Annotated in this window: 23 protein-coding genes, 1 tRNA gene and 1 other annotated feature; of the genes, 3 read left to right on the forward strand and 21 right to left on the reverse strand. The window is 36.1% G+C overall.

Translation table 11 applies throughout. The features are described from left to right. Positions 1 to 418: 418 nt before the first annotated feature. From msrA to rsmG, 13 genes are all read right to left on the reverse strand, one after another. Positions 419 to 955: a peptide-methionine (S)-S-oxide reductase MsrA gene (gene msrA, locus ABS916_RS07310; protein WP_350451262.1), complete on the reverse strand. Its 537-nt coding sequence runs from the start codon at positions 953 to 955 to the stop codon at positions 419 to 421. Positions 956 to 1,037: 82 nt separating this feature from the next. Next, positions 1,038 to 2,321, reverse strand: a complete 1,284-nt coding sequence (serS, locus tag ABS916_RS07315) for a serine--tRNA ligase (protein ID WP_350451263.1) — start codon at positions 2,319 to 2,321, stop codon at positions 1,038 to 1,040. A gap of 66 nt (positions 2,322 to 2,387) precedes the next feature. Beyond that, positions 2,388 to 2,626, reverse strand: a binding site (T-box leader). Between the two features lie 117 nt (positions 2,627 to 2,743). Continuing rightward, positions 2,744 to 4,063 carry a serine hydrolase gene (locus tag ABS916_RS07320; RefSeq protein WP_350451264.1) on the reverse strand — a complete coding sequence of 440 codons (1,320 nt, stop codon included), beginning with the start codon at positions 4,061 to 4,063 and terminating at the stop codon, positions 2,744 to 2,746. A 185-nt stretch (positions 4,064 to 4,248) separates the two neighbouring features. Further along, positions 4,249 to 5,388, reverse strand: a complete 1,140-nt coding sequence (locus ABS916_RS07325; protein ID WP_350451265.1) for a sensor histidine kinase — start codon at positions 5,386 to 5,388, stop codon at positions 4,249 to 4,251. A gap of 47 nt (positions 5,389 to 5,435) precedes the next feature. Next, positions 5,436 to 6,119 carry a response regulator transcription factor CroR gene (gene croR / locus ABS916_RS07330; protein ID WP_350451266.1) on the reverse strand — a complete coding sequence of 228 codons (684 nt, stop codon included), beginning with the start codon at positions 6,117 to 6,119 and terminating at the stop codon, positions 5,436 to 5,438. Positions 6,120 to 6,250: 131 nt separating this feature from the next. Continuing rightward, positions 6,251 to 7,732 carry an IMP dehydrogenase gene (gene guaB, locus ABS916_RS07335; protein WP_350451267.1) on the reverse strand — a complete coding sequence of 494 codons (1,482 nt, stop codon included), beginning with the start codon at positions 7,730 to 7,732 and terminating at the stop codon, positions 6,251 to 6,253. Between the two features lie 241 nt (positions 7,733 to 7,973). Continuing rightward, positions 7,974 to 8,657 (reverse strand): DUF1129 domain-containing protein, encoded by a 684-nt coding sequence (locus ABS916_RS07340; protein ID WP_350451268.1) that lies wholly within the window; start codon positions 8,655 to 8,657, stop codon positions 7,974 to 7,976. A gap of 50 nt (positions 8,658 to 8,707) precedes the next feature. Next, positions 8,708 to 9,808, reverse strand: a complete 1,101-nt coding sequence (gene ychF / locus ABS916_RS07345; RefSeq protein WP_350451269.1) for a redox-regulated ATPase YchF — start codon at positions 9,806 to 9,808, stop codon at positions 8,708 to 8,710. A gap of 37 nt (positions 9,809 to 9,845) precedes the next feature. Beyond that, a complete protein-coding gene (locus ABS916_RS07350; RefSeq protein ID WP_013712083.1) occupies positions 9,846 to 10,043 on the reverse strand; it encodes a DUF951 domain-containing protein in 198 nt (65 codons plus the stop codon). 18 nt (positions 10,044 to 10,061) lie between these two features. After that, positions 10,062 to 10,952 carry a ParB/RepB/Spo0J family partition protein gene (locus tag ABS916_RS07355; protein ID WP_350451270.1) on the reverse strand — a complete coding sequence of 297 codons (891 nt, stop codon included), beginning with the start codon at positions 10,950 to 10,952 and terminating at the stop codon, positions 10,062 to 10,064. Further along, positions 10,945 to 11,706: a ParA family protein gene (locus ABS916_RS07360; protein WP_013712085.1), complete on the reverse strand. Its 762-nt coding sequence runs from the start codon at positions 11,704 to 11,706 to the stop codon at positions 10,945 to 10,947. Before ABS916_RS07360 ends, ABS916_RS07355 begins: the two co-directional genes overlap by 8 nt. Positions 11,707 to 11,858: 152 nt before the next feature. After that, a complete protein-coding gene (noc, locus tag ABS916_RS07365; protein ID WP_350451271.1) occupies positions 11,859 to 12,728 on the reverse strand; it encodes a nucleoid occlusion protein in 870 nt (289 codons plus the stop codon). A gap of 110 nt (positions 12,729 to 12,838) precedes the next feature. Beyond that, a complete protein-coding gene (rsmG, locus tag ABS916_RS07370) occupies positions 12,839 to 13,555 on the reverse strand; it encodes a 16S rRNA (guanine(527)-N(7))-methyltransferase RsmG (RefSeq protein WP_350451272.1) in 717 nt (238 codons plus the stop codon). A 516-nt stretch (positions 13,556 to 14,071) separates the two neighbouring features. Here rsmG and ABS916_RS07375 point away from each other — a divergent pair. After that, positions 14,072 to 15,088, forward strand: coding sequence for a PTS sugar transporter subunit IIC (locus ABS916_RS07375; protein WP_350451273.1), 1,017 nt, complete (start codon positions 14,072 to 14,074; stop codon positions 15,086 to 15,088). A 95-nt stretch (positions 15,089 to 15,183) separates the two neighbouring features. Here the strand turns inward: ABS916_RS07375 and ABS916_RS07380 are convergent. The 6 genes from ABS916_RS07380 to ABS916_RS07405 all read right to left on the reverse strand — a co-directional run bounded on the left by ABS916_RS07380 (position 15,184) and on the right by ABS916_RS07405 (position 21,203). Further along, positions 15,184 to 15,256, reverse strand: a tRNA-Val gene (locus tag ABS916_RS07380). 197 nt (positions 15,257 to 15,453) lie between these two features. Continuing rightward, positions 15,454 to 17,349: a tRNA uridine-5-carboxymethylaminomethyl(34) synthesis enzyme MnmG gene (gene mnmG, locus ABS916_RS07385; RefSeq protein WP_350451274.1), complete on the reverse strand. Its 1,896-nt coding sequence runs from the start codon at positions 17,347 to 17,349 to the stop codon at positions 15,454 to 15,456. 322 nt (positions 17,350 to 17,671) lie between these two features. Further along, positions 17,672 to 19,060, reverse strand: coding sequence for a tRNA uridine-5-carboxymethylaminomethyl(34) synthesis GTPase MnmE (gene mnmE, locus ABS916_RS07390; protein WP_350451275.1), 1,389 nt, complete (start codon positions 19,058 to 19,060; stop codon positions 17,672 to 17,674). A gap of 211 nt (positions 19,061 to 19,271) precedes the next feature. After that, positions 19,272 to 20,039 carry a DUF3891 family protein gene (locus ABS916_RS07395; protein WP_350451276.1) on the reverse strand — a complete coding sequence of 256 codons (768 nt, stop codon included), beginning with the start codon at positions 20,037 to 20,039 and terminating at the stop codon, positions 19,272 to 19,274. 104 nt (positions 20,040 to 20,143) lie between these two features. Beyond that, a complete protein-coding gene (locus ABS916_RS07400) occupies positions 20,144 to 20,584 on the reverse strand; it encodes an ASCH domain-containing protein (RefSeq protein ID WP_350451277.1) in 441 nt (146 codons plus the stop codon). Between the two features lie 16 nt (positions 20,585 to 20,600). Then, on the reverse strand, positions 20,601 to 21,203 hold the full coding sequence (locus tag ABS916_RS07405; protein WP_350451278.1) for a TraX family protein: 603 nt from the start codon (positions 21,201 to 21,203) through the stop codon (positions 20,601 to 20,603). Between the two features lie 384 nt (positions 21,204 to 21,587). On the opposite strand from ABS916_RS07405, the gene ABS916_RS07410 reads away from it, so the two are divergent. Beyond that, complete coding sequence (locus tag ABS916_RS07410; RefSeq protein WP_350451279.1) at positions 21,588 to 22,448, forward strand: 3D domain-containing protein; 861 nt, start codon at positions 21,588 to 21,590, stop codon at positions 22,446 to 22,448. A gap of 92 nt (positions 22,449 to 22,540) precedes the next feature. Here ABS916_RS07410 and ade read toward each other — a convergent pair whose 3' ends face one another. Then, positions 22,541 to 24,298 carry an adenine deaminase gene (ade, locus tag ABS916_RS07415; protein ID WP_350451280.1) on the reverse strand — a complete coding sequence of 586 codons (1,758 nt, stop codon included), beginning with the start codon at positions 24,296 to 24,298 and terminating at the stop codon, positions 22,541 to 22,543. Positions 24,299 to 24,502: 204 nt separating this feature from the next. Here ade and treR point away from each other — a divergent pair, with 204 nt between their 5' ends. Then, positions 24,503 to 25,219: a trehalose operon repressor gene (gene treR, locus ABS916_RS07420; protein ID WP_350451281.1), complete on the forward strand. Its 717-nt coding sequence runs from the start codon at positions 24,503 to 24,505 to the stop codon at positions 25,217 to 25,219. A gap of 42 nt (positions 25,220 to 25,261) precedes the next feature. On the opposite strand, the gene treC is transcribed toward treR, so the two are convergent. Further along, positions 25,262 to 26,923, reverse strand: a complete 1,662-nt coding sequence (gene treC, locus ABS916_RS07425; RefSeq protein WP_350451282.1) for an alpha,alpha-phosphotrehalase — start codon at positions 26,921 to 26,923, stop codon at positions 25,262 to 25,264. Positions 26,924 to 26,937: the final 14 nt, after the last annotated feature.

Genomic DNA, 26,937 nt, shown 5'->3' on the forward strand with positions numbered 1-26,937 from the left:
TAGTTTTCAAAGGTCTAAAGTGTGTTGTTTTGTTCGTGACAACTTATACATAATACCATGTACAGCGCCGTCTGTCAACAACTTTTTTTAATTTATATTTCTTCACCTTAGCGGTTTGTTTCAACCTGCCTCAGCGACGTATATAAATATAACAAGTTTTTAGCGTTTCGTCAATCTTTTTTGGGAAATAAAATAAATAAATTTCCATAACTGAACATTGTTTTGAAAACTTATTCAAAAACCCGTTTTGGTTGCAAAAACACGAACCATCTCCTCTTTTTCCTACATTTAGTTAGACCTTTTTATACAGTATATTGTTTTTTTATAAATAAAAGTTTCGGCAGTTTTTATTCATTGATCAAAAAAGGGTCGTTTTCCATTGAATTCAATGAAAAACGACCCTTTAAATATTTTGTGTTTAACTGTTAATCCAATTTGATTCTATGAAGCCTGCTCTTCCTGACCCTTGTCTATACCTTGAATAATGAGCTGCATTCTTTTTATAGAACCCTTGATGGTATTCTTCTGCTGGATAAAAGGGTTCAGCAGGTTGAATTTCGGTTACAATGGGCTGCTTAAAGCGACCGCTATTTTGCAACGCTTCTTTAGAAGCTTCTGCTAATTGTCTTTGCTCTTCATTATGATAGAAAATAACAGGACGATAAGATGATCCTCTATCGGCAAATTGTCCACCTGCATCAGTTGGATCTGTTTGCTGCCAATAGATTTCTACTAGATCTTGGTAGCTAAATTTTTCAGGATCAAATGTGATCTGAACCGCTTCTGTATGACCAGTAGTTTCACTACATACTTCTTCATAAGTTGGGTTAACCGTGTGACCACCTGTATAACCTGAAACAACTGATTCGATACCTGGTTGGGTTTCAAACGGTTTTACCATGCACCAAAAACATCCGCCTGCAAATGTTGCTTTTTCAAATTTTTGTTCACTCACTATCGATTCCCCCTTTTGTTCTTAATGATTAGAGTATAGCACTCAACCTTATTGGTTTACATTATTTTGAATTGCTCTCTTTTTAATCTGCTTTACGAATCTCAGTTACGCCACCCATATACGGAACCAATACATCAGGAATCTTAACTGATCCGTCTGCTTGTTGGTAGTTTTCTAAAATAGCCGCTATTGTTCGGCCAACTGCTAATCCTGAACCATTTAATGTGTGGACGTATTCTAATTTACCTGTTTCTTCATTACGGTAACGTATTTTTGCTCGTCTAGCTTGAAACGCTTCTGTATTTGAGCAAGAGCTGATCTCACGGTACGTTTCTTGTGCAGGAATCCATACTTCTAGGTCGTAGGTTTTTGCAGCAGAGAATCCCATGTCTCCAGTACATAAAGCTAATACACGATAAGGAAGATTTAATTTTTGCAATACCGCTTCAGCATTATTTGTCATCTTTTCTAATTCATCATAAGAAGTTTCCGGTTTGCTAAATTTCACCATTTCAACTTTATTAAATTGGTGTAGACGTATCAATCCCCGAGTATCTCTTCCTGCACTACCTGCTTCTGACCTAAATGAGGGACTTAATGCAGTAAAGTATACTGGGAGTTGCTCTTCTTTTAAAATCTCATTACGGTAGTAGTTCGTCAATGGAACTTCTGCTGTTGGTATCAGTGTTAGATCTGTTCCTTCAATTTGGAATACGTCTTCTTTAAATTTTGGAAACTGGCCTGTACCAAACATTGAATCGCTATTCACTAAATAAGGTGTCATCATTTCTGTATAACCATGTTCACCGGTATGCAAGTCTAACATAAAATTGTATACTGCTCGTTCTAATCTGGCACCTAATCCTTTATAGTAGACAAAACGACTTCCAGAAACTTTTGCTCCTCGTTCAAAGTCCAAAATATTTAACTCTTCAGCAACTTCCCAATGTGCTTTTGCTTCAAATGTTACTTCTACAGGCGTCCCCCATTTGCGGACTTCAACGTTGTCTGCTTCATCTGCCCCTACTGGCACAGAATCATGCGGTAAATTTGGCAATCCAGTAGCAATTGTTTCTATTTTTTCATCAATTGCTGCTAATTGTTCATCTAGATCTTTTATTTTTTCTCCAACTTCACGCATTTCTTTTATTTTTTCATCTGCATTCTCTTTGTTGCGTTTTAGTGTTGCAATTGCACCAGATACTTCATTACGGTAACTTTTTAATTCTTCTGTTGTCACAATCAAAGAACGTCTTTCACTATCTAAAGTAATGAATTCTTCTAATAGCTCGTGTTTAACCCCACGTTCTTCTAACTTTTTAGCCGTTGCATCAAAATCTAATCTTAATTGTTTAATATCTAACATCTTAATCTTCCTTTCTTCTTGTAATTCCTAATCGATTGTACAAAAAAAGCCATTCCGATCCATTATTCATGGGACGAAATGGCCTCAACGTTCGCGGTACCACCCAAATTTAGAAGATTGCCTATGAATCCTCTACTCTTTTCAATCAGATAACGGTCTGGATCCGAAACAATTTTATCAAAAAAAGCTGAGTTCATTGTTTACTTCATGCGATGGATTCAAAAGATTAAACCATCAGTTTTCACCAACCACTGACTCTCTTTGTGTATTCAATCTATTTTACTAATTCGCATTACTAACGTTCGTGTTCATTCAGTTGCTTACATTCTACCCAATCCCTTTACTTAAGTCAATAAAAAAAAGACTGGAAAATTCCCCCAGCCTTTTGCTATAAAAGTAATTAAATTTTTAATTAACGTACTTTAGAATAAGTCACTAATAAAAGCTTTCACCCAGCGACCCGTTAAAACAAATACATTAGATTTTTCAACAGTTGAAGCAGCTACAACGGTAACTTCTTCTCCTTTATCTCCATTAACGTATCCTAACTCATCGCCTTCACTGATGACTTGCGCAGTTCCTACTTCTGTTCCCTTTTTGATTGGTGCAGTTAAGTTACCCGCTTCATTTAATAAATCTTTTTTGACTTGGACAGTTGCGTTTGTCTTTTCGCTATCCGCACTTGTTGGAATCAATAAAGACACATCCGATTGAACGGCTACATTCAAAGTATCCTTTTTACCTTTATCAACGGCTAAAGGCTCTACATCTTCTAATGTTTGGCCTTCTTTAAAGACAGGAACCATATCCCAATTTTCAAATGCCCAATCCATTATTTTGTCTGTTTCAGCAAATCGTTTGCTCAAATCTTCTTGTCCATTCGTTGCGTTCATTACGATTGTAACAACACGCATACCTTCTTCTTCAGCTGTACCTGTCATTGAAGCTCCAGCGAAGTCAGTTGTCCCCGTTTTTAATCCATCAACATTTTCACGCTCATAAATTAATCCTGGCAACATCCAGTTAAAGTTTTGCATTGAAATTTCATCTGATGTACCTTCTCTGAATTTCTTTTCACTAATACTAGAAGTTTTCAATACTTCTGGAAAATCTAACAGTAGACGTTGAGCTACAATCGACATTTCTCTTGCAGTCATTGAATTTTCACTGTCGTCAGTGCTACCTGGATAAATGTTACCCTTCAAATCAGAGTTAGATAAACCAGTTGTATTGTACAATTCATAATTCGTAATACCCCATGATTCAACTTTTTCATGCATCATATCAACAAATGACTTTTCATCTCCAGCAATATGTTCAGCCAATGCAATCGTTGCTCCATTTGCTGAATAAATTGCCATTGCTTGGTAAAGTTCTTCTACTGAGTATGTATCGTCTATTCGTAAAGGAACATTTGATAATTCATAATTTTGGCTAATGTTATGAGCGTACTCACTAATGTTAACTTGATCATCCCATGCCAAGTCGCCATTTTTAATGGTCTCCAACAAAATATATTCTGTAATCATCTTAGTCATTGAAGCAATGCCTAGTTTTTCATCGCCGTTTTGATTTAACAACACTTTTCCAGTTGTTGGTTCAATAGCAAACGCTGCTGCTGCCTCTATAGCAGGTTGTTCTATTGTTGCTGCCGATACAGTTGTGCTAGCAATTAATGGAGAAAAAGTTCCCAACAATAGCATTGTGACAAATAAGGTACTAATTTTAGTTAATTTCTTCATGATTTTTATTGTCTCCTCAGTCCGTTTGATTTTCTATTTAAGTATGTGTTAAATGATATTCTGTCTTAAATGACTACATGCGTTTTCTATGTTAGCGAAATAAACAAAAAAAAACAACCCTCTTTTGTCTAAAACTAATATAAGACGGTTGTTTTTAAAAGGTTTTAGCTAAAATCCCTTTAAATTTAGTCGTTATTTTTTTCAGCTAATTGTTTTAGTGGCAAGTGCATAACAAAGCGGGTTAATGTTCTATCAGAAGAGGCATAAATATATCCTCCATGAAGGGCTACAATACTTTGTGCAATTGCCAACCCTAAACCGGTGCCTCCTGTTTCTTGTGACCGAGACTCTTCCACACGGTAAAAACGATCAAATAATTGATCCAATGATTTTTGCGGAATAGGCTGTCCATCATTATTTACTGAAATGATCGCTTCTTTTCCAGTTTTTTGGACTTCTATAAATACTTTTTTACCACCTTTTCCGTACTTCAACGCATTTGAAATTAAATTATTGAACACACGAACTAACTTTTCAGTATCAGCTTCCATTTGAACACTCTCATATGAAGTAACCACTTCGATTACCATATTCTTTTTTTCTGCTTCCAATTCAAAATCTGCTACCAACTGCTCTAATAGTTGAACCATATCAAATTCAGATAGATTTAAAGGCGTAGTGGTTTGACGCACTTTTGTATATTCAAATAAGTCTTCTACAAGAACTTTCATTTGTTTTGCTTTCGTGTAGGCAGTATGAGTATATTTCAATAATTCTTCTTCATTTTGATAACGTCTTTCTTCAATCAAACCTAAATAGCCTATAATAGAAGTTAAGGGTGTCCGAATGTCGTGACTGACATTTGTGATCAGTTCATCTTTAGACTGTTCTATCTGGCGTTCATCTTCCATTGCTTGTACTGTGCTGTCTACCAAAACATGTATGCTGTCTACTACTTTTTCCATATCTCCACCAAAATCTGTTGTGATGCGGTGCTCGTAATGGCCTTCTGCAATATAATGCAGCTCACTAATAATATGGTTCAACTGCATTTGTTTATAGCGCCTTTTTAAACGCCAATAAATCGTTCCTATTGCTATCGTTGTTAAAAAAATGATAAAAAAAGGCGTGAGAGAAATAATTTGATTTCCGCGAACGCTAATAATCGCATCACCAAAGAACCAAAACCCTCTAATAATTTCAGGAGAATCCACAAGCATGCGATTAAAAATAAGAAAAGCAGCATAATACAAAATCAAGATCAATCCAATAGTAATAAACCCTTCAACAATCAACTTACTTTTTTCTTTCCTTGTTAGTTTCAAGTAACTAGTCAACTCCCGTGTTTCAATCTTCTCAAAAGGTATTATTGCTAACCAATTTTATACCCTACTCCCCAGACTGTTTGAATCACTTTTTCTCCGCCAGTAGCTTCTTCGATCTTATCTCTTAAATGACTGACATGAACCATGACCGTTTTAGCTGAAACGAGACTTTCTTGCTGCCATACACGTTCAAATATTTCATCTGCACTAAAGACGCGATTTGGATGGCTGGCTAATAAGTATAAAATCCCAAATTCTAAAGCTGTTAACTGAATGAACTCTCCATTAATTGTTCGAACTTCATGTGATTCTTTTTCAATTAACAATGGACCAACCTCAAGTTTATTTTGCTCTTGTGAGTTAGTCATATAATGACTTCTACGCAATAAAGATTTGATTCTAGCCATCACTTCTAAAGGATTAAAAGGTTTAGCTACATAATCATCCGCTCCAGTTACTAAGCCTTTGATCTTATCAATATCAGTTGTTTTAGCACTAAGCATAAGAATTGGCAATTGCATCTCTTTTCGGACTTCTTTTACGACTTGATTTCCATCCATATTAGGCATCATTACATCTAGTACCATTAAATCTATATTTTTAATTGTTTTGATTTTTGTTAAGGCTTCTTTTCCGTTATAAGCTTTTTCTACTTCGTATCCTTCATTTTGGATATAAATACTTAACAGTTCTACAATTTCTTTATCGTCATCGACTACTAAAATTTTCATATAATATCCCTCATTTAGACATATTTTTCCGATTTTACCTATCATATCAGAAAATACTAAAGAATTTATTAAAAGAAGATCAATAAAGTTCTGAATCGAACTTTATTGATCTTCTTTAGTTAACAGTCTATTTATTGAACAGAGTAATTTGGAGCTTCGTTTGTAATTTGTACATCATGAGGGTGAGATTCGCGTAAACCGGCTCCACTCATTTGAATAAATTGTGTTTCTTCGCGTAATTGCTCTAAGTTTCCTGCTCCAACATATCCCATACCTGAACGTAATCCACCAAGCATTTGGAAAACAATATCAGAAACAGCTCCTTTATAAGCAACACGTCCCTCAATACCTTCTGGAACTAATTTGTTTGCTTCATTTACGCCACCTTGGAAATAACGATCGCTTGAACCTTTTTCCATAGCAGCTAAACTTCCCATACCACGATATGTTTTGAAGCGACGACCTTGGAAAATTTCAAATTCACCAGGAGATTCGTCTGTACCAGCAAGCATACTGCCTAGCATAACAACATGTCCTCCAGCGGCTAATGCTTTTACAATATCTCCAGAATATTTAATTCCGCCATCTGCAATAATCGCACGTCCATATTCACGAGCCACTGCTGCTGAATCATAGATAGCTGTAATTTGCGGAACACCAACTCCAGCAACCACACGTGTTGTACAAATTGATCCAGGACCAATTCCTACTTTAACGACATCCACACCTGCTTCATATAGCGCACGGGTCGCTTCACCTGTTGCTACATTCCCTGCGATTAAGGTAGCTTCTGGGAACTCTTCACGAATTTCTTCAATTTTACGAATAACTCCTGCACTATGACCATGAGCCGTATCAATAACAATTGCATCAGCACCAGAATCAATTAACGCGTGTGCACGTTCAAACGTGTCACTTGTTACGCCAACTGCTGCTGCAACAAGTAAACGACCATGAGAATCTTTTGCAGCATTTGGAAATTCAAGAATTTTTTCGATGTCTTTAATGGTTATCAAACCACTAAGACGACCATTTTGATCGACAATTGGTAATTTTTCAATTTTATGCTGTTGCAAAATTTGCTCTGCTTCTTTCAAAGATGTTCCTGTTGGTGCAGTAACTAAGTTTTCTTTTGTCATTACTTCATCAATTTGAATAGAGTAATCTGCTACAAAACGCAAGTCACGGTTTGTTAAAATCCCTACTAGAATACGTTCATCCATAGTATTTACAATTGGCACACCACTAATGCGGTAGCGACTCATTAATTGTTCTGCTTCTGAAACGGAATGGGTGGGAGTTAAAAAGAAAGGATCTAAGATAACGCCACTCTCAGAACGTTTTACTTTTCTAACTTCATCTGCTTGCTGTTGGATAGTCATATTTTTATGGATGACACCTAAGCCGCCTTGACGAGCCATAGCAATCGCCATTCTTGAGTCTGTTACAGTATCCATACTCGCACTCATGATAGGCACATTTAATTTAATATTTTTAGCTAGTTGAACACTTAAATCTACATCATTTGGTAAAACATGGCTTTCAGCAGGTACTAGCAATACATCATCAAAAGTGAACCCTTTTTTTGCAAATTTTGTTTCCCAATTAGACATTACAACCATCCGCTCCTTTTTCTCCACTTAATTTGTTCGATAATTTTATCTACAAAAATAACAGAGATAGCGGGCTTAGTCAAGGGCTGAATTGGAAATTGATCATTACTTCAGTTTTTCCTTCAAGCATATTAGCATATAAAGTGTTCTCGATGAAAAAAGCATGAGAAAAAGCTCAAACCGCCTAACACTACTTTAGTCGATTTGAGCTTTTAGATTCTTTCCAATTTATACGTTAATTTTAAAATAATCCGCCGCGAATATTTAATTTGCGTTTTGCAAAATATTTGGCCACAAAAGCAAGTGCACCAATAACAATGTTACTTATTGCATTTAATGGGATATTCACAACTGATGGAACGACCATCATTGATCCTGTCATGACGATCATTAGAGATAGCATTCCAACAGTTGAGACTAGGATATAACGGAACATACCACCCTTTTTCGGGTTTTTTCTATCCGGCATATTTTTTGAAATCCAAAGAATAACTAATCCACCGACGATAAAGTTCAGTAACGTCGTGATCAATCCCAATGATGAACCTTCTACATTATTAAACAAGCCAGAAAGACCTGTGATAAGAGAAAATAATCCACCAATCATTAATCCACCATCTAAGGCAATCTTCCAATTTTCAGAAGGCCCTTCTTGAGCTTTAGTCGGTTTTGCAACTATTTTGTCTGCACATTCCGTCACGGTTCCATATAATTGGCGAGCTGTTTCTCCTGATTTTTGGCGTTCGACTAAATTATGAAGCATCTCATTAACTAGTTCTTCTTTTTTAGTTTCAGGAACGTTTCTTTCCACTAGAGCTTTATTCAAACTCATCATATACTGTTCATTCTTTTTGGTTAATTTTTTAATTAATACGCTGTTTTCTTCTTTTTTTGTCTGAGTAGAACTTGGTTGTACTTCTTCCATGAATCAATTGCCCCTTTCTAGGCCTTGCTCTTTGAAGCTAATAGTTACTTTTATACATTAAACCTAAATAATAGGATATCTCCATCTTTAACAACATACTCTTTTCCTTCAGAACGCATACGACCCGCTTCTTTTGCTGCTTGTTCACTTTCGTATTTATCGAAGTCTTCATAAGAGATTGTTTCTGCACGAATAAATCCGCGTTCAAAATCGCTATGAATAATTCCAGCCGTTTGAGGAGCTTTCATTCCTTTTTTAAAGGTCCATGCACGAACTTCTTGAACACCTGCTGTAAAGTACGTTCCCAAACCTAAAAGGTTATATGTTGAACGGATTAATTTATCTAGTCCCGATTCTTCAATTCCTAACTCTTCCAAGAATAATTCTTTTTCTTCGTCTTCAAGTTCTGCAATTTCTTCTTCAATTCTCGCACAAACTACAATAACTTCTGCGTTTTCTTCTTCAGCAAATTTGCGTACTTGATTAACAAGTTCATCATTTTCAGTGTCCGCTACTTGATCCTCAGAAACATTTGCTACGTACAATACAGGTTTTGTTGTTAATAAAAATAAACTTTTAACGATTTTTTCTTCATCTTCATTAAATTCGATTGAACGAGCTGACTTACCTTCTTCTAAAACAGGTTTGATTTTATCCAAAACAGCTAACTCAGCTACAGCTTCTTTATCCTTCGTACGCGCAACTTTTGATACACGAGTATAGCGTTTTTCAACTGACTCTAAATCAGCTAGAACCAACTCTAAATTGATGGTCTCAATATCTGAGATTGGATCAACTTTTCCTTCAACGTGAATAATATTGTCATCTTCAAAACAACGAACAACATGACAAATAGCATCTACTTGGCGAATGTTAGCTAAGAATTTGTTTCCTAGTCCTTCCCCTTTGCTTGCTCCTTTTACGATTCCAGCAATATCTGTAAATTCAAAAGTAGTGGGAACAGTTTTCTTTGGTGAAACCAATTCTGTCAAACGTGTTAAACGGTAATCAGGAACTTCTACAACTCCCACGTTCGGGTCAATAGTTGCAAATGGATAGTTTGCAGCTTCTGCTCCTGCTTTTGTAATGGCGTTAAATAAGGTTGATTTACCTACGTTTGGTAAACCTACGATTCCAGCTGTTAATGGCATGTTTAAATTCACTCTTTCTTTTTTAATAGTTTTTTTATTAGTTTTCTTCTGCTTTTTCTAAAACTTTTTTCATTTTCTTTTCAAAATCTCTTCTTGGCATCATGACCATATGGCCGCATTGTGTGCACTTAATGCGAATATCCATACCCATTCTAATGATTTGCCAACGGTTTGCCCCGCAAGGATGAGGTTTCTTCATTTCAACAATATCATTCAAATCGTAATTTTTTTCCATCGTTAATCTCCTATGCGTTTATTCATCATCAAATTGAATTTCTAGAATATCTAAAATACGCGTCAAATCATCAGTAGAAAGGTACTCTATTTCAATTTTCCCTTTTTGATTTTTTTCATTTATAGAGACACTGGTGCCAAATTTATCCATTAACCGTTCTTCACTCTCACGAATATAGTAAGGTTTTTTGGTTTCTTTTTTTGGCTGTTCTATTTCTTCTTTAGACTGGTTCATCTTGTTCACTAATTGTTCTAATTGACGAACCGTTAAATGTTCTTTGAGCACTCGTTTAGCTAATTTCGAGATTTGTTTTTTGTCTTTTAAACCTAACAATGTCCTTGCTTGACCCATTGAGATTTCTTCTTTTTGAAGCATCTCTTTAACAGCATCTGGCAGCCCTAATAAACGCAAATAATTGGCGATATATGGTCGGCTTTTACCTAACCGTGTTGCTACTTCTTCTTGAGTTAATTTTAATTTTTTCATCATCATTTCATACGCTTCTGCTTCTTCTAAAGAGGTTAGATCTTCCCTTTGTAGATTTTCTAGAACCGCGACTTCCATCATCTTTTCTTCATCAAATTCACGAATAATGGCTGGTATCGTTTCTTTTCCAGCTAGTTTAGAAGCTCTAAAACGGCGTTCTCCAGCTATGATTTCATAGCCTTTGATTTTAGATTCGCGAAGAATAATCGGTTGAAAGACACCCGATACTTTAATGGATTCCGCCAATTCATTTAAAGCTGTTTCATCAAATGTTTTTCTAGGTTGGTAAGGATTTGGTCTGATATCGGTTAAGGGTATTTTCTGAACTTGTTCATTAGCTGCATTGATAGTTGAAAGCTCTGCATAGTCTCCAAAAAGAGCGTCGATTCCTCTTCCCAATCCTTTGCTATTCTTATTAGCCATTTGCTAGCACTTCCTTTGCTAATTCAAGATAGACTTCTGCTCCTCTAGAACGCGCATCGTAATCAATGATCGACAACCCGTGACTTGGAGCCTCAGATAAACGAATATTGCGTGGGATAATCGTTTTATAAACTCTTTCTCGGAAGTATTTTTTCACTTCATCGACTACTTCATATCCTAAATTCGTACGTGCATCCAACATAGTCAACAAGACACCCTCAATTTTCAATTCAGGATTAAAATGTTTTTGAACTAGGCGAACGGTGTTTAACAACTGACTTAATCCTTCTAAAGCATAATATTCACATTGAACAGGAATCAGAATAGAGTCACTTGCAGTGAAGGCGTTGATTGTCAAATGTCCCAGTGATGGGGGGCAGTCAATTAAAATATAATCGTAATCGTCTTTTACCTTTTCTAATGCTTGCTTCAGCCTAGATTCTCTAGCCATTTGTGAGGTTAATTCAATTTCTGCACCTGCTAATTGAATTGTAGCCGGTACGACCCATAAATTCTCTCTTGAAGAAGGCAGGACGACATCTTTAACAAGTGTTTCGTTTACTAAAATATCATAAATATCTTTTTCAACATCCGACTTGCGTACGCCTAAACCACTTGTTGCATTTCCTTGAGCATCAATATCAACTAATAATATTTTTTTACCAAAATACGCTAAACAAGCACCTAAGTTGACTGTCGTCGTTGTCTTACCAACTCCGCCTTTTTGATTTGCGACTGATATAATTCGTGCCATCCTATTTCCTCCATCTGTGTTTAATATCCTCTAGTAACTTTATCAACGCTGATTCAAGTGCAACAAACAAAAATAGGAGAAAAATTACATCCTGCGTATTTTTCTCCTACGCATTTGTTCAAAATGAATTTTTTTCATTTATCGCTCTCTATTCACTTATCTTTTTTTATTTCAATTGTAATGCGGTAAACATCTTCCAGATCTTCTTCTATTGCTTCTAAAGGCATACCGGTTTCTTTTATCAGTTCAACTGACTTATTGATCGTATTTAAAGCTAATCGAAGATCCTTGGAGATTTTTCTAACTCTTTTTTTCGGCTGTTCTTGAGTATTGTTTTTTTCTGCTACTTTTTGCTTTACTAAACGCTCTGTTTCTTTAACGGTTAGTTTTTTTTCAATAATGACACTTAATAATTCATTCTGTTCCTCATGCGATAAGGCTAATACACTACGACCATGTCGTTCTGTGATCGTTCTGTTAAGCAAAGCTTCTTTTAAAGGCTCTGCTAACTTTAGCAGCCGCAGTTTATTGGCTATGAAAGATTGGCTTTTCCCAATGCGTTGCGCTAATGCTTCTTGCGTCAACTCATTTAACGCCATCAAGCCTTGATAAGCTTCAGCTTCTTCAATAGCCGTCAATTCTTCTCTTTGTAGATTTTCAATCAACGCAACCGAAGCTGTTTCGTTATCTGACATCTCTTGAACAATGGCTGGTACTTCTTTCCACTCCAAAAGTTGCATCGCACGAAAACGGCGTTCCCCTGCAACAATTTCATACTTGTTTTCTTCATATTTTCTAAGAATAATGGGTTGGATCAATCCATGAATATGAATTGTACGAGCTAATTCATCCAACTTTTCTTCATTAAAAACTTTTCTAGGCTGAAAACGATTAGGAACAATCTGTTGTACCGCAATTTCTTGAACATGTTTTTGTTTTTTTAATACTTCTAACAAAACATCTTCTTCGTTTTCAGTTTTCTTTTTAGATTTTCCTGAACCAAATAAATCAGACAACGCCATTCTTTTTCTCTCCCTCAGTCCTATATGTCCTTTGATTCTATTGTATCAAAAAACGTTCTTATTGAGTAGTTGAATCCGAATAGAAACTGTCTGATAAGTAGCGGTTTCTACTATAATGGATTCTTATTTGGTGTTCCCGGTTTTCTTGGATATTTTTTTGGTGATTCTTTTTTCTTATCGATTAAAACGATGTGTCGTTCCCCAGCTTCACGTGGCAGTTCAAAAACAAACTCTTCGCGAAACTTTCCGCCCAATGTAGCAATCGCTTTTTGCCCTTCAGCCATTTCTTCTTGGGTATTGCTTGCTTTTAGAGCAATAAAAAGTCCATCTTTTTTAACTAACGGCAAACACAATTCAGATAAAACACTCATACGTGCAACGGCTCTGGCAGTTACAAAATCAAATGATTCACGAAATTGTTTGTTTTGGCCAAACGTTTCAGCACGATCGTGATAAAAATGAACACCATCTAATCCTAGCGTTTGAGCTAACAATGTTAGAAATTGAATTCTTTTATTTAATGAATCAACTATAGTGACTTCTAATTGTGGGAAAATGATTTTTAGGGGGATGCTTGGAAACCCGGCACCTGCACCTACATCACATAGGCTTTGGACCCCTTTAGTAAAATCCACATATAGTCCAGCTGTAATCGAATCATAGAAATGTTTTAAATACACTTCTTCTTTTTGGGTAATTGCAGTTAAATTAATTTTTTCGTTCCATTCTTGCAACAGTTTAAGGTATTGATCAAATTGTTCCATTTGCTTCTCAGTAACCACTAATCCCTTATCTTCAAGGGCTTTTTTAAACTCTTCTGGATTCATTAACTCAACTCCTTTTTACTAACGTGAAACACTATTTGTTTCACAAATCCATCGTTTTAACTGTATAACAAATTGACTAGAAGTGCAATGCTTTAAAGCATTTTTTCCGCTATATAAATGGATTAAATTTTATAACATCTGGCACTAAATGAGAATTAGATAAAATAAATTAAAATTAAATGATAGAATTTGTTGACATTGTCTTGTAAGCTTGTTAGAATATTGGAAATAGTCAGAAAACAATTAATGAAAAGGAGATGTTCAATATGAAAACTACAGTCGAATCGGTTAGCTCGCGTTCTCAATTGAACGTATCTTTAGTCATTATTAACTTATTAATTTAGCCCAGGATTCGAACTATTCATTTAGTTGAGTCCTAGTTTGCGTATCTAGGGCTCAATCATCGAACAGATGAGGCAAGCCTTTATACAAAGGCTTGCCTCTTTTTATTTGGAAAATTCGAAGGCTCGTAAGTGTTGGATGTCTGTTAAACAAAAAATACGGAGGCGATTGAATATGAAGAACTATCTAACTGAAAGAATGTATAAGGCATCATCAGGGATCGCGAATGCTATTTTTGTAACGATCGGGATTGGCTTACTATTAGAAACAATTGGAAATATGACCGGCTTAACGATTTTAGTTATTATTGGAACGGCTGTTAAAATGTTAATGGCTCCTGCTATTGGTGCTGGTATCGCCGTTATGTTAGGTGGAAATACTCTTACGATTTTTAGTGCTATGGCTGCTGGAGCAATTGGAGCCGGCGCTATTCAAACGACAGCAGATGGAATGATCACTATTGCCACAGGTGAACCAATTGGTTGTCTCATTGCAGCTACCATCGCTACATTTGTTGGTAAACGCATTTCAGGTAAAACACCTTTAGATATGATGGCTATACCGATCACAGCGGTCTTAGCTGGTGGTGTAGCTGGCTATTACTTAAATCTTGTTATTGCTCCATTCTTAAATATGGTTAGTGCTTTTATTTCTGCTTCCGTTGCTGGTTCACCCGTTATTGGCGCAGCTGTGATTTCAGTCGTTGGTGGGCTCGTATTGATGTCTCCTGCTTCTTCGGCCGCTATTGCAATTGCACTAAACCTTGATCCTGTCTCAAGTGCTGCTATGTTGGTTGGAACAACTAGTATGTACATTGGTTTTTCTTTTGTCTCTATGCGTCAAAATAATCTTGGTGGATTCTTAGCACAATTTGTTTGTACACCAAAAGTACAATTGCCGAATATCGTTAAAAACCCACGGATTTTAATTGGTCCAACTTTGGCTGCAGCAGTGGCCGCTCCCATTTCAACTGTTGCTCTTGGTTTTACCGCACCTAGCGCTTTAGGTGGATTAGGTTTTTGTTCACTGATTGCTCCACTAAATATTTTTGTCTCTCAAGGAAGTGGCTCATTTGCTGTATACATCCTGACTGCTTGCTTGGTTCCAATCGCTATTACAGTAGTAGTAAATAAAGTATTAGAAAAAGCTAGTTGGTTGCGTAAAGGAGATATGGCTTTAGTAGTAGAATAAACTGATGGTTACTAACAGCCTTCAATTGATTTGAATCCTTATGCAAACGAAAAAGAGACATAGATCCTTTTACGGATTTATGTCTCTTATTTTGATGGTCCCTACTGGGCTCGAACCAGCGACCCCTACCTTGTCGAGGTAGTGCTCTCCCAACTGAGCTAAGGAACCTTTTATTGTTCACGTTTGCAACATCATTAAGTATACCTTAAACGGTTGATTCCGTAAATATAGAGTTCTACTTATTTTTAACAATTATTATTATTTCCCAGGAAATAATAACAAAAAAACACTCTAATTATTATAATCGAAAAGAGCCTTACAATTAAGCAGCTGCTCAATTGTAAGGCTCTCTTTGTAGTAACCATCTATACCTGTACTTTTGCAATTTTTCCTTGTTCTACATAAACCATTAAAATCGAAATATCTGCTGGATTCACACCGCTAATACGGCTGGCTTGGGCAATTGTTTCAGGCTGAATTTTAATCAGCTTTTCCTTTGCCTCTGTAGCGATACCATTGATAGCAGCATAATCAATGTTTTCCGGTATACGTTTGTTTTCCATACGTTTTAACTTATCCACTTTTTGAGAAGCTTTAGCGATATATCCTTCGTATTTCACTTGAATTTCTACCTGTTCTTCTACGGCTAATGGAAGTTCATAGTCTCGAGGAACAAATGCTAAAAGATCTTGATATGAAACTTCTGGACGACGCAAGAAGTCCTTAGCTAAAATACCGTCTTTTAATGGTGCTTGGTTGTTTTCAGTTAAATACGATTGGATTTCAACAGTTGGTTTCAAACGAATAGAACCTAGACGTTCTATTTCTTCTTCAAATTGAGCTTTTTTTGCTACAAAAGTATCGTAACGTTCTTTTGTTACTAGTCCTACTTCATGACCGATTTCAGTTAATCTAAAATCTGCATTATCATGACGTAACAATAACCGGTATTCTGCACGAGATGTCAATAAACGATAAGGTTCATTCGTACCCTTTGTCACTAAATCATCAATCATAACTCCGATATATCCTTCACTACGTTTCATTACAAAAGGTTCTTTCCCTTGCACTTTAAGTGCTGCATTGATACCCGCCATAATTCCTTGGCCTGCTGCTTCTTCATAACCGGAAGTTCCGTTCATTTGACCAGCGGTAAACAAGTTTTCAACTACTTTTGTTTCTAAAGAAGGACGTAATTGATGAGGCGTGACCACATCGTATTCAATTGCATAGCCAGTACGCATCATTTCTGCGTTTTCCAACCCTTCGATTGAATGTATAATATCTTGTTGAACATCTTCTGGAAGGGAAGTTGATAAGCCTTGGACATAAACTTCTTCTGTATCGCGTCCTTCAGGTTCTAAAAACAATTGATGTCTTGGTTTGTCACTAAAACGGACAACTTTATCTTCAATTGATGGGCAGTAACGAGCGCCTACTCCTTCAACAATTCCTGTAAACATTGGTGCACGGTGAAGGTTATCTTGAATTTTTTGATGAGTTGATTCATTTGTATATGTTAACCAACATGATAATTGATCTTTTAAATAAGAACTGTTTGGTGTTTCATAACTAAAGTGATTCGCTTTTTTATCACCTGGTTGTTCTTCCGTCACACTGTAATCAATTGTTGAAGATTTGACTCTAGGAGGTGTTCCGGTTTTAAAACGATTTAATTCAAAGCCATTTTCGAGTAAACTTTCAGAAAGTTTAACAGATGGTTGCGAGTTATTTGGACCAGAAGAATATTTCAGTTCGCCAATGATAATTTGACCACGAGAAGACGTACCTGCTGTTAAAATAACTGCTTTAGATCGATAGATTGCACCAGTATTTGTGATGATTCCTTTGCATATACCGTCTTCAATAATTAGTTCATCAGCAATTCCTTGTCTTAAAACAAGATTTTCTGTTTCTTCAATGGTTTTTTTCATTTCATTTGCATACATAAATTTATCTGCTTGGGCGCGTAAAGCTCTAACAGCAGGTCCTTTACCGGTATTCAGCATTCTCATTTGAATATATGTTTTATCAATATTGCGGCCCATTTCACCACCAAGAGCATCAATTTCTCGAACGACAACACCTTTAGCCGGTCCTCCAATTGACGGATTACAAGGCATAAAAGCAACCATATCTAGATTAATGGTAATTAAAAGCGTATGACTTCCCATTCTTGCTGCAGCTAGTGCAGCTTCTGATCCAGCATGACCTGCACCAACAACAATTACATCAAAATTTCCAGCTTCATAATGATTCATTTAAACAATCCCTTCTTTCCAATCTTTCTCTTTGTTTATTTATGTCGAATTTATTTTTTGTTTTATTCATTGAGTTGAGTGACTTTTAGTTGAGCTTCACTTCCCAGACACTGGGCTATTTTCAAGATTTGACGCAATGCGCGGGATGCTCTTGCTTTCAATTCTTTAAAATTGCTGTGTGTCTAAATGGGAAGTTCAGCATCCTTTTAGTTGAGCTGCGTGTCTCATCCTCTCGAGAAAAAGATAAAACTTCTTCGGGGGAAAAACCCCCTACGAATTTTTCCAGTTTTCTTGTCGAGGATAAACGAGACACTCCGCATCCTTATTTTCCTAGACAGAATTGGCTGAATAATTGAGTCAGCAGTTCGTCTTGAACGCTGTCTCCAGTAATTTCGCCTAACAGATCCCAACAACGTGTCATATCTATTTGGATAAGATCAACTGGCATACCAGCTTCTACTCCATTAATGACTTCATCTAACGCCTCTTCTGCATCATTTAATAGCGCAATATGGCGTACATTAGATACATAAGTAGCATCACGTTCACCAGTTTGTCCAGTGAAAAAGAGAGCAGCTATTTTCTTTTCTAAAACATCTACACCAGATTTAGATAAAATAGAAGTCTTCACAATACTTTCTGGATCTACTAGCGTTTCTAGTTCAGTTAAATCCAATTTATTTGGTAAATCCATTTTATTTAAAATAATAATACGGTGGTGTTGGCTTGTTGCTTCAATTAATGCTTTATCTTCTATTGTTAAGGATTCGCTTTGGTTAAAGACCAACAATACTAAATCTGCATCGCTTAGGGCTTGACGGCTGCGTTCTACGCCAATGCGTTCAATAATATCTTCTGTTTCGCGGATACCTGCTGTGTCAATCAATTTTAATGGAACACCTTTAACACTGATGTATTCTTCAATGACATCTCGTGTGGTACCAGCGATATCTGTAACAATGGCTTTCTCTTCATCCAATAGGTAATTTAATAAGCTTGATTTCCCAACATTTGGTCGTCCAATAATAGCTGTTGCAAGACCTTCTCTTAAAATTTTCCCTTGACTAGCCGTTTCTAGCAACTGTTGAATGGAAGCTTTAACTATTTTAGCTTTTTCAATCAATAATTTTGAAGTCATTTCTTCAACATCATCGTACTCAGGATAATCGATATTCACTTCTACTTGAGCTAATGTATCTAATATGTCTAGACGCAAATTGCGAATTAAATTAGATAAATTTCCATCTAATTGTTTTAATGCAACATGCATAGCTCTGTCTGTTTTAGCCCGTATCAAATCCATTACTGCTTCTGCTTGAGACAAGTCGATTCGTCCATTCAAGAAAGCCCGTTTTGTAAATTCACCAGGTTCAGCTAAGCGAGCGCCATTTTGTAAAACACATTGCAAAACTTGATTGACAGAAGTAATCCCCCCATGGCAATTGATTTCAACGACATCTTCTCTAGTAAAGGTTCTGGGTTCACGCATAACAGATACCATTACTTCATCGATCGTTTCATTCGTTTTTGGATTTTCAATGTGACCATAGTGAATAGTATGACTCTTTTGTTCAGCAAGTGCTTTTGAACCAGATTTATATACGCGATCTGCAATTTCAATAGCTTGTTCCCCACTCAACCTTACTATCCCTATTGCCCCTTCGCCAGGAGGCGTCGAAATAGCTGCAATTGTTTCAAATTCTAATGTCACGCTCTCTCACTCCTTCTATTTTTTTGCACGAAAAAAGTGCCCACTCCACCCTTTTGTTTTTTACAAAAGGAATGGAAAGCACTTTGACTACTTTTATCATTCAGATAAGTTATTTAATTTTCAGTATATTTAGTGTTAATTTGTTGCTCCGTTAAGACTATACAAGTTCTCTAACTATTTGTCAATAACTTCAGTTGACTTTATTTATGATTTACTTTGCTGATTTAACACTGATCTGTACTTCTTCGTACTCTGCTTCATTGTAGCTATCTAATAGACCCTTTTCCATAATCGCTGCTTTAGAAACTACTTTTTGAATCAATCTACTATTAATAGAACCTTCAAAAGGGAAAACTTTTAATGCAATCGTCTGTTCATCGATCCAGCTCGGCTGCATATTCGTTTCATTTAACCCTAGTTCTTCAGATAACGAAAGTCCTTTTTTAAAAAATGGATGAATCGATTCTTCAGTGGCTCCAGGTTCGTTGACACATGCATAAACAGATAGCGTATCTCCTAATGCCAGTAAAGCGTAATGGAAATCAAAAATACGTTTATCAAAATGATCCAACGCAGCAATGATTCGATTTTTCCGTTCTTCTTCTTGTTTAAGAAATGCCTGTGATTCTTTGGATGAATCTTTTAGAAAGAATTGAGTATAATGTCTGCTGCAAAGTAATGCTGCATAAGCATCAACTTTTTCAACTTCATCGATGCCGTAAGTATAAAAAATAATCTTTGGTGCTTTTGGAAAATCAAAGAGTGAATAAGGAGCTTGCTTTTTATCATTCCAAAAGGGACTTTTATCAAGAAATTCCCATCCATAGTCATGCATACGAATAGCATAATCTACTGAATTTCTTAGCTCTTCCCCTTGAAACAACGTTTTTTTCCATTGAGCCATAACATCTCCCGCGAATTGAGCATGGTTCTTTTGTTCAATCATAACAAAATCATTTTCCCGTTCTCTAATAATCATAATGACGCACCCTTTCTACTTGTTTCAATTAGCCGTCCTCTAAAATCTTCATTCCTTCTGACGACTGTTTCGCTTTTCATTATACCATTATTTTTAACTTCCACTTATTTATATATCACTTCAAATTCTTCACACACGACAAGAATATTGTCATGAAAGACTAATCCGCTTTGCTTATAAGATTTTGCAAAAAAGTCTTCGTGGACTTCTCTCCAATACCTCAGCGAGCGATCTCCTTCACCTTCTTTAAATGCATGTTCTTCGGGTACTTCTAAAAACGGGACCACGGACACTTTTATCGTCTTTGTGATGCAGACAGCCTCTTCATTAGCATCCAGTATGATGTTTAACTCTCCTACTTCGGGTAAAGCTTCGTTTTCGATCGCGTATTCTTCATAGGCAGAAGCTGTAGCTGTTTTTACCTGTTCAATGGTTAAACGTGCTAATTCATCTGGTACTACGCCGTAGCTCCAAGCTTGATACGATTGATTTTGATACTCTGGACATACTGAAATAAATTTCTGCCACATTTGCTGTGCTTTCATAATATGTACTCCTTTCTTATAAACTAAATTTAATAGCCAATAAAATTAATTGATGCAACGGGTAGTAGAGGTAACCAAAAACTTTCGGCATTTTTTTAGTCTCCATATAAGTGTCTATTATTAGTAGAAAAATGGCTAAACAGGCAAATATTTGGATAGACGGCCAGACAAAAACGTGCAACACCAGAAAGAGTATTACTCCAAGTGGCTTATGAATGAATACCATACAATAAATCGCCCATCCTAATAAAAAACCATATATTCCATACTCACAAAAATAACTTAGTGCTAATGCTAGAACAAAAAAACGCTTATCTTTAATCGAAAGTGCTACCAGAGCCAATGTAAATAATATATTAAACACTGTTCCAGAATAAAAACTGATTGGAATCGTTAAAATACCTGTGCCAATCAATTTCAAAAAGTACTTTTTGAAATTACTGGTATTTTTAGTTCCTTGAATCGTTGTGTATAGAAAACAGGGAAAAGCTATTCTTCCTATGATACGAAGCCAAATGAGTTCAGGATACAAGTAATAACCGATATGATCGATTGTCATTGTAATAATTCCAATCCATTTGATTGCATTGATCTTGTTGTAACTTTCCACATGTGTCATTTCAGCCCTCCATCGCAGTTCGTCCTTTATTTATAAGTATTTACTACTATTAACATACACCTTAACACGGCTTCTTTCATGTAAATTTTACAAAATAAAATTACAGATTAAGTCATATTTTACATGAATTTACTTCTTTTGTATTGTTCCGGTAATGAAACTCTTGAAATAATACAGAATGAATAAGAAACGATGACGAATGCCCTAAAGGCCTTTTAATTTTTTTTTACCGTGGTAGGATAGCATTTGTTGAAGGAACAACCCTTCATTTTTAATAGCATTTAGAGATTGTATGGAACATTGTCGCTCAGAATCCACAGTCAACTTCTCTTACAGTAGGTAGGAAACAAACTATATTTAACCAATAAAGGAGATCAACAAAAAATGAAAAATTTTAAATCGAAATTATTTGTAGCAAGCGCAACTTTAGCTTTAACAGGTGTCATGGCCGTTTCAAATCCAACAGAAGCTTCTGCTGCTGAGTTTACTTCTAGCACTTGGGAAGCTCGTTCAGTAGATGAGATCAAACAAGATCTTAAAAGCACTGAAGACGGAAGCACTGAATACACTATCCAATGGGGCGATACATTATCGTCTGTAGCCTTGGCAACTGATTTATCTATTAATGATTTAGTAAACGTAAATGATATAAATAATGCAAACACTATTTATAGTGGCAACACTATTTCTTTATCTGCTGACCAATCAACTGTTACTATTGAAACACCTGAAGAAACTAAAAGCTATGATGTTAGTGCTCCAGAAGTTGTAGAAGTAGAGCCTGTTGAAGAAGCTCCAGTTGTCGAAGAACAAGCTCCTGCTGCTGAAGAAGCACCAGTTGTTGAAGAACAAGCTCCCGTTGCTGAAGAAGCACCGGTTGTTGAAGAACAACAAGCTCCTGCTGCTGAAACTGCACCAGTCGTTGAAGAACAAGCCCCTGCTGCTGAAACTGCACAATCTGGTAAAACAGTTACTGTTGAAGCAACAGCTTATTCAACAAATCAACCTGAATTGAGTGATACTACTGCAACTGGAATCAACTTGAATGAAAATCCAAAAGTGATCGCTGTTGACCCAAGTGTTATTCCATTAGGTTCAACTGTCTACATTCCAGGCCAAGGTACGTTTATTGCTGGTGACACTGGTAGTGCCATCAAAGGAAACCGTATTGATGTTCACATGACTGATTTAAACCAAGCATTAGCTTTTGGTAGACAAACAATGGAAGTTCAAATTTTAAACTAATACCTCTAAATTAAATTTATTCATATCCCCCAGATGTTGAATAATTAAAAAGATCCACCTAAAAGAGTTTAATCTTTTAGGTGGATTTTTTGTTACTTATTTATGGCTTGAATAGCTATGTGAGCAGACTGCTCAAAATCAAATAATCCTAAATCGGTTAATTTTAATTTTGGAATAACCGGAAGGGTTAAAAAGGATAATGTCAAAAACGGATTAAAATTTAATTCTTCTCCAATAGTGGCGACTGCCTGATTCAGTTCTTTTAAATTTTGGTTAACAACTAAATAATCTGATTCCGTCATTAATCCCGCTACAGGTAACGCTAATGAAGCGAGTACTTCTTTTCCTGCTACTACAGCTAAACCACCATTGGTTCTGATGACTTGTTCAACCGCCTTTAGTATTTCCTGATCGGAAGTTCCCACTGCTACGATATTGTGTGAATCATGTGCCACAGTTGTAGCAATTGCTCCTTTAGTTAAACGGAACCCTTTTACAATACCTAACCCGACATGATTGGTTCCGTTATGTCGTTCAATAACAACGATTTTCAACTGATCATTCTGGGTTGAAGGGATAAAACAGTCGTTTTTAACTGTGACATTTTCTTTTAAATGATTCGTCACTAGACTATTGGGAATGATTCCGATCACGTTACACAAAGAATCAGTTAAGGGTATCGCCAATGCTGCTGTTGTTAATTCTTGGGTGTTTATTTTTGCTAAATCCGCGCCAATAAGCTTTTTTTCCACATTAGTCTCAAATAAACTATTAGTCAAATTCCCACTATCTGAAATCATAACCCCTTTTTTATACACTTGATTAATAGCAACAGTTTCTAAATCGTCCAAAATCAAAAAATCAGCTTGGTAACCTGGAGCAATAGCTCCTAAATGTTTCAAATTAAAACATTCTGCTGTATTTAGCGTTCCCATTTGAATAGCCGTTATAGGGTCTAGTCCTTTTTGAATAGCTAAACGTACGATATGGTCGATGCTCCCCTCTGCTAATAAATCATCAATCAATTTATCATCTGTAACAAACAAGCACCTTCTAGCATTTTTTGCTGTTACGGCAGGTAATAAAGCCATTAAGTCTTTAGCTACTGTTCCTTCTCGAATCATTAAGTACATACCCAAGTCTAAACGGTCTTTTGCTTCTTGTGCATCAATACTCTCATGATCTGTCCGAATTCCAGCTGCTAAATAGATGTTTAATTCTTCTCTAGTCAAACCGGCAGCATGCCCATCTATGAAACCATCTGCTTCTTGCACCATAGCAATTTTATCCATCATAACGCTGTCGCCATTTTTTACAGAGAAAAAATCCATAACTTCCGCTAATCCTAGTACTTCTGGCTCTGATAAGAAAGGTTCAAGTTGTTCGGCGTTCAATAGTGCACCGTTATTTTCAAATGCTGTTGCTGGGACGCAAGAAGATAACATAACATAAATATCCATTGGCAAGTTTTTTGCTTCTTCTAGCATAAACTGAATGCCATCCACTCCAGCTACATTAGCAATTTCATGCGGATCCGTAATAACACTGGTTACGCCATGTTGCAGTACGACTTTCGAGAATTCTTTTGGTGTTAACAATGAACTTTCAATATGGACATGTCCGTCAATAAACCCTGGTACAATAATTTTATTTTGAGCATCAATTGTTTCAACTCCGTCATATGAGCCTATTCCAACAATCATCCCTTCTGTTATCGCAATATCTCCACTCATGAATTCACCCGTAAATACGTTTACGATTGTTCCATTTTTGATAACTAAATCAGCTGGTACTTTTTTTGCTGCTACTTTGATTCTTTTTTCCAATGTTCCAGTTTCTACATTTCTCAAATCAATTGCCCCCTCGTAATGTATACACTATTGCGCTTTTATATTCTTACAATAATACACTAGCAAGGTTTAAACACAACTTTTTTCCTAATTTCCCTGACTATTTTTTCCTTGTTCTACTTAAATAAGTGTTAGCATTTACAAGTTTTTCTTAAGGGATTATGCTAAAATGTAAGCTAAGGATAGGAAATGTGAGGAATCCATATGAGCAAGTTTAATGAAATTTTTTTAGATCTTGAAGCAGCGATTTTAAATCAGCGATTTATTTCTGGCGATCTTTTACCTAGTGAAAATGAATTAGTCAAAACCTACAATGTTTCCCGTGAAACAATTCGAAAAGCTTTAAATTTACTTTTAGAAAAAGGGTATATACAAAAAGTACAAGGCAAAGGTTCTATTGTTTTAGATATTAAGCGCTTTGATTTTCCTGTATCTGGGTTGACCAGTTACAAAGAACTCCAAGACGCACAAAATATGAATAGTCAAACAATGGTGGTATCCAACAGCTTGCTGCCTGTTTCAGAAGAGTTAGCGAATCATTTAAATCTTTCTGTAGGTACTCCTGTTTTGTATCTTGAACGATTAAGAAAAGTACATGGAGAAGTGGTTATCATTGATAAGGATTATTTAATTACTTCTATTGTTCCAAGTATCCCGGATGAAGCCGCTGAAGATTCGTTGTATCACTATATTGAACAAACATTGGGTTTATCTATTGGGTATGCTCAAAAAGAAATAACGGTAGATCTTATTACTGAAGAAGATAAACGATTGATGGATCTACAAGAAGATACCCACGTTGTGGTCGTGCGAAGCGATGTCTACTTAGAAGATACAACCCTATTTCAGCATACCGAATCTCGTCATCGTTTGGATCGCTTTCGATTTGTCGATTTTGCCAGACGCCGAAATTCTTTATAAGCACAAAAAAGGAAACTGATAATTATCAGTTTCCTTTTTTGTTTAATCAGCTTCAAAATAAAAAGCAATGGTTTCGTAAGGACCTAATTCTAGGTTAGTACTAATTGCTCTTTCTTTTCCATTTCCAATAAGGTAGCGACTAGGTTTCGTTAAAAATTCTTCTGGAATTTCCAATGTTACTGCATCTGAATAAAAATGGTTGAGTACAAGCAACTGTTCACCTTCATATTCTCTAACATACCCATAAACACTCGGATGGTCCATCATGATTCCACGATAACTTCCTTCAGAAATAACTGGCATTTCTTTTCTTAATTGAATCAATTTTTTATAAAAATTAAAGATGGATCCTTCTGCTTGTTCTTTTTCCACATTAATTTGATGGTAGTTGTCAGCTAATTTTATCCATGGTTCTCCTGAAGTGAAGCCTGCATTTTCCTCATTTGTCCATTGCATCGGAGTCCGGCTATTATCTCGAGATTTACTTTTGATGATTTCCATAATTTCTTCATGTGGTAAATCTTTTGTTTTTAATTCTTTATATGCATTATGCGTTTCAATGTCTACATAATCTGTAATTTCTTGAAATTCCGGATCTGTCATCCCAATTTCTTCCCCTTGATAAATATAAGGAGTCCCACGCAGCAAATGAATTGACTGAGCGAAGAGTTTAGCAGAAGCTTCAAAATGATTCACTGGATCTCCAAACCGGCTTATCACACGTGGTTGGTCATGGTTGTTCCAGAATAATGCATTCCATCCATTTCCACGAGACATGCCTTCCTGCCAATCGTTGAGTAACTCTTTTAATTTTATAAAGTCAAATGGTGTTTTGCTCCATTTTTCGCCATCTAAATAATCAACTTTTAAATGATGGAAACTAAAGACCATTGATAGTTCATGTTTAGCAGGATTAGAATAAGCAATTCCATTTTCAATCGTTGTTGAAGACATTTCTCCCACTGTCATGATGATATCCGAATATTTTCCAAACGTTTTTTGATTCATTTCATGGATAAATTCATGCGCGATTGGGCGATCTGTATACAGTGATTTCCCTATATTATCTTCTGCATCTAAAAGTTCTTCATCTTTGCCGATTACATTAATCACATCAAATCGGAATCCTTTTACGCCTTTTTCCAACCAAAAATTGACTACATTAAATACTTCTTCTCTTACTTCAGGATTACGCCAATCTAAGTCAGCTTGCGATACATCATACAAATGCAAATACTCTTTTCCAGTATCAGCAAAAGGAGCCCAAGCTGGGCCGCCAAATTTTGAGACCCAGTTCGTTGGGTGACTTCCATCTGCTTTTGGTTCACGCAAGATGTAATAATCTTGATATTTTTTTTCACCTTTAAGAGCTTTTTGGAACCATTCATGTTCGATAGAGGTATGATTTAACACCATATCTAACATGACTTCCAATTGATGGTCCTTCGCTACAGCAATGAGTTCCTCAAAATCTTCCATTGTTCCAAATAAAGGATCGATTTCTACATAATTAGCGATATCATAGCCATTGTCTTTTTGTGGAGAAATGAAGAATGGATTGATCCATAATACATCAACGCCTAACTCAGCTAAATAGGGTATTTTCTCAATAATTCCTTTTAAATCTCCTACTCCATCTCCATTTGAATCCTTAAAAGATTTTGGGTAAATCTGATACACGACTTTCTCATGAAAGGTACTCATTTTATTCCTACTTT

Source organism: Carnobacterium sp. (assembly GCF_040274945.1).
Classification (GTDB): domain Bacteria; phylum Bacillota; class Bacilli; order Lactobacillales; family Carnobacteriaceae; genus Carnobacterium_B.

What these genes read in the sequence shown, in the direction of transcription:
- ABS916_RS07375 (WP_350451273.1), top strand. Translation starts at nt 14,072, where the DNA reads ATGAAGAACTATCTAACTGAAAGAATGTATAAGGCATCATCAGGGATC.
- ABS916_RS07395 (WP_350451276.1), bottom strand. Translation starts at nt 20,039, where the DNA reads ATGATTATTAGAGAACGGGAAAATGATTTTGTTATGATTGAACAAAAG.
- rsmG (WP_350451272.1), bottom strand. Translation starts at nt 13,555, where the DNA reads ATGAATCCAGAAGAGTTTAAAAAAGCCCTTGAAGATAAGGGATTAGTG.
- ABS916_RS07400 (WP_350451277.1), bottom strand. Translation starts at nt 20,584, where the DNA reads ATGAAAGCACAGCAAATGTGGCAGAAATTTATTTCAGTATGTCCAGAG.
- ABS916_RS07320 (WP_350451264.1), bottom strand. Translation starts at nt 4,063, where the DNA reads ATGAAGAAATTAACTAAAATTAGTACCTTATTTGTCACAATGCTATTG.
- guaB (WP_350451267.1), bottom strand. Translation starts at nt 7,732, where the DNA reads ATGTCTAATTGGGAAACAAAATTTGCAAAAAAAGGGTTCACTTTTGAT.
- ABS916_RS07405 (WP_350451278.1), bottom strand. Translation starts at nt 21,203, where the DNA reads ATGACACATGTGGAAAGTTACAACAAGATCAATGCAATCAAATGGATT.
- croR (WP_350451266.1), bottom strand. Translation starts at nt 6,119, where the DNA reads ATGAAAATTTTAGTAGTCGATGACGATAAAGAAATTGTAGAACTGTTA.
- treC (WP_350451282.1), bottom strand. Translation starts at nt 26,923, where the DNA reads ATGAGTACCTTTCATGAGAAAGTCGTGTATCAGATTTACCCAAAATCT.
- ABS916_RS07350 (WP_013712083.1), bottom strand. Translation starts at nt 10,043, where the DNA reads ATGGAAAAAAATTACGATTTGAATGATATTGTTGAAATGAAGAAACCT.
- noc (WP_350451271.1), bottom strand. Translation starts at nt 12,728, where the DNA reads ATGGCGTTGTCTGATTTATTTGGTTCAGGAAAATCTAAAAAGAAAACT.
- ABS916_RS07360 (WP_013712085.1), bottom strand. Translation starts at nt 11,706, where the DNA reads ATGGCACGAATTATATCAGTCGCAAATCAAAAAGGCGGAGTTGGTAAG.
- ABS916_RS07355 (WP_350451270.1), bottom strand. Translation starts at nt 10,952, where the DNA reads ATGGCTAATAAGAATAGCAAAGGATTGGGAAGAGGAATCGACGCTCTT.
- ychF (WP_350451269.1), bottom strand. Translation starts at nt 9,808, where the DNA reads ATGCCATTAACAGCTGGAATCGTAGGTTTACCAAACGTAGGTAAATCA.
- ABS916_RS07340 (WP_350451268.1), bottom strand. Translation starts at nt 8,657, where the DNA reads ATGGAAGAAGTACAACCAAGTTCTACTCAGACAAAAAAAGAAGAAAAC.
- treR (WP_350451281.1), top strand. Translation starts at nt 24,503, where the DNA reads ATGAGCAAGTTTAATGAAATTTTTTTAGATCTTGAAGCAGCGATTTTA.
- mnmG (WP_350451274.1), bottom strand. Translation starts at nt 17,349, where the DNA reads ATGAATCATTATGAAGCTGGAAATTTTGATGTAATTGTTGTTGGTGCA.
- serS (WP_350451263.1), bottom strand. Translation starts at nt 2,321, where the DNA reads ATGTTAGATATTAAACAATTAAGATTAGATTTTGATGCAACGGCTAAA.
- ABS916_RS07410 (WP_350451279.1), top strand. Translation starts at nt 21,588, where the DNA reads ATGAAAAATTTTAAATCGAAATTATTTGTAGCAAGCGCAACTTTAGCT.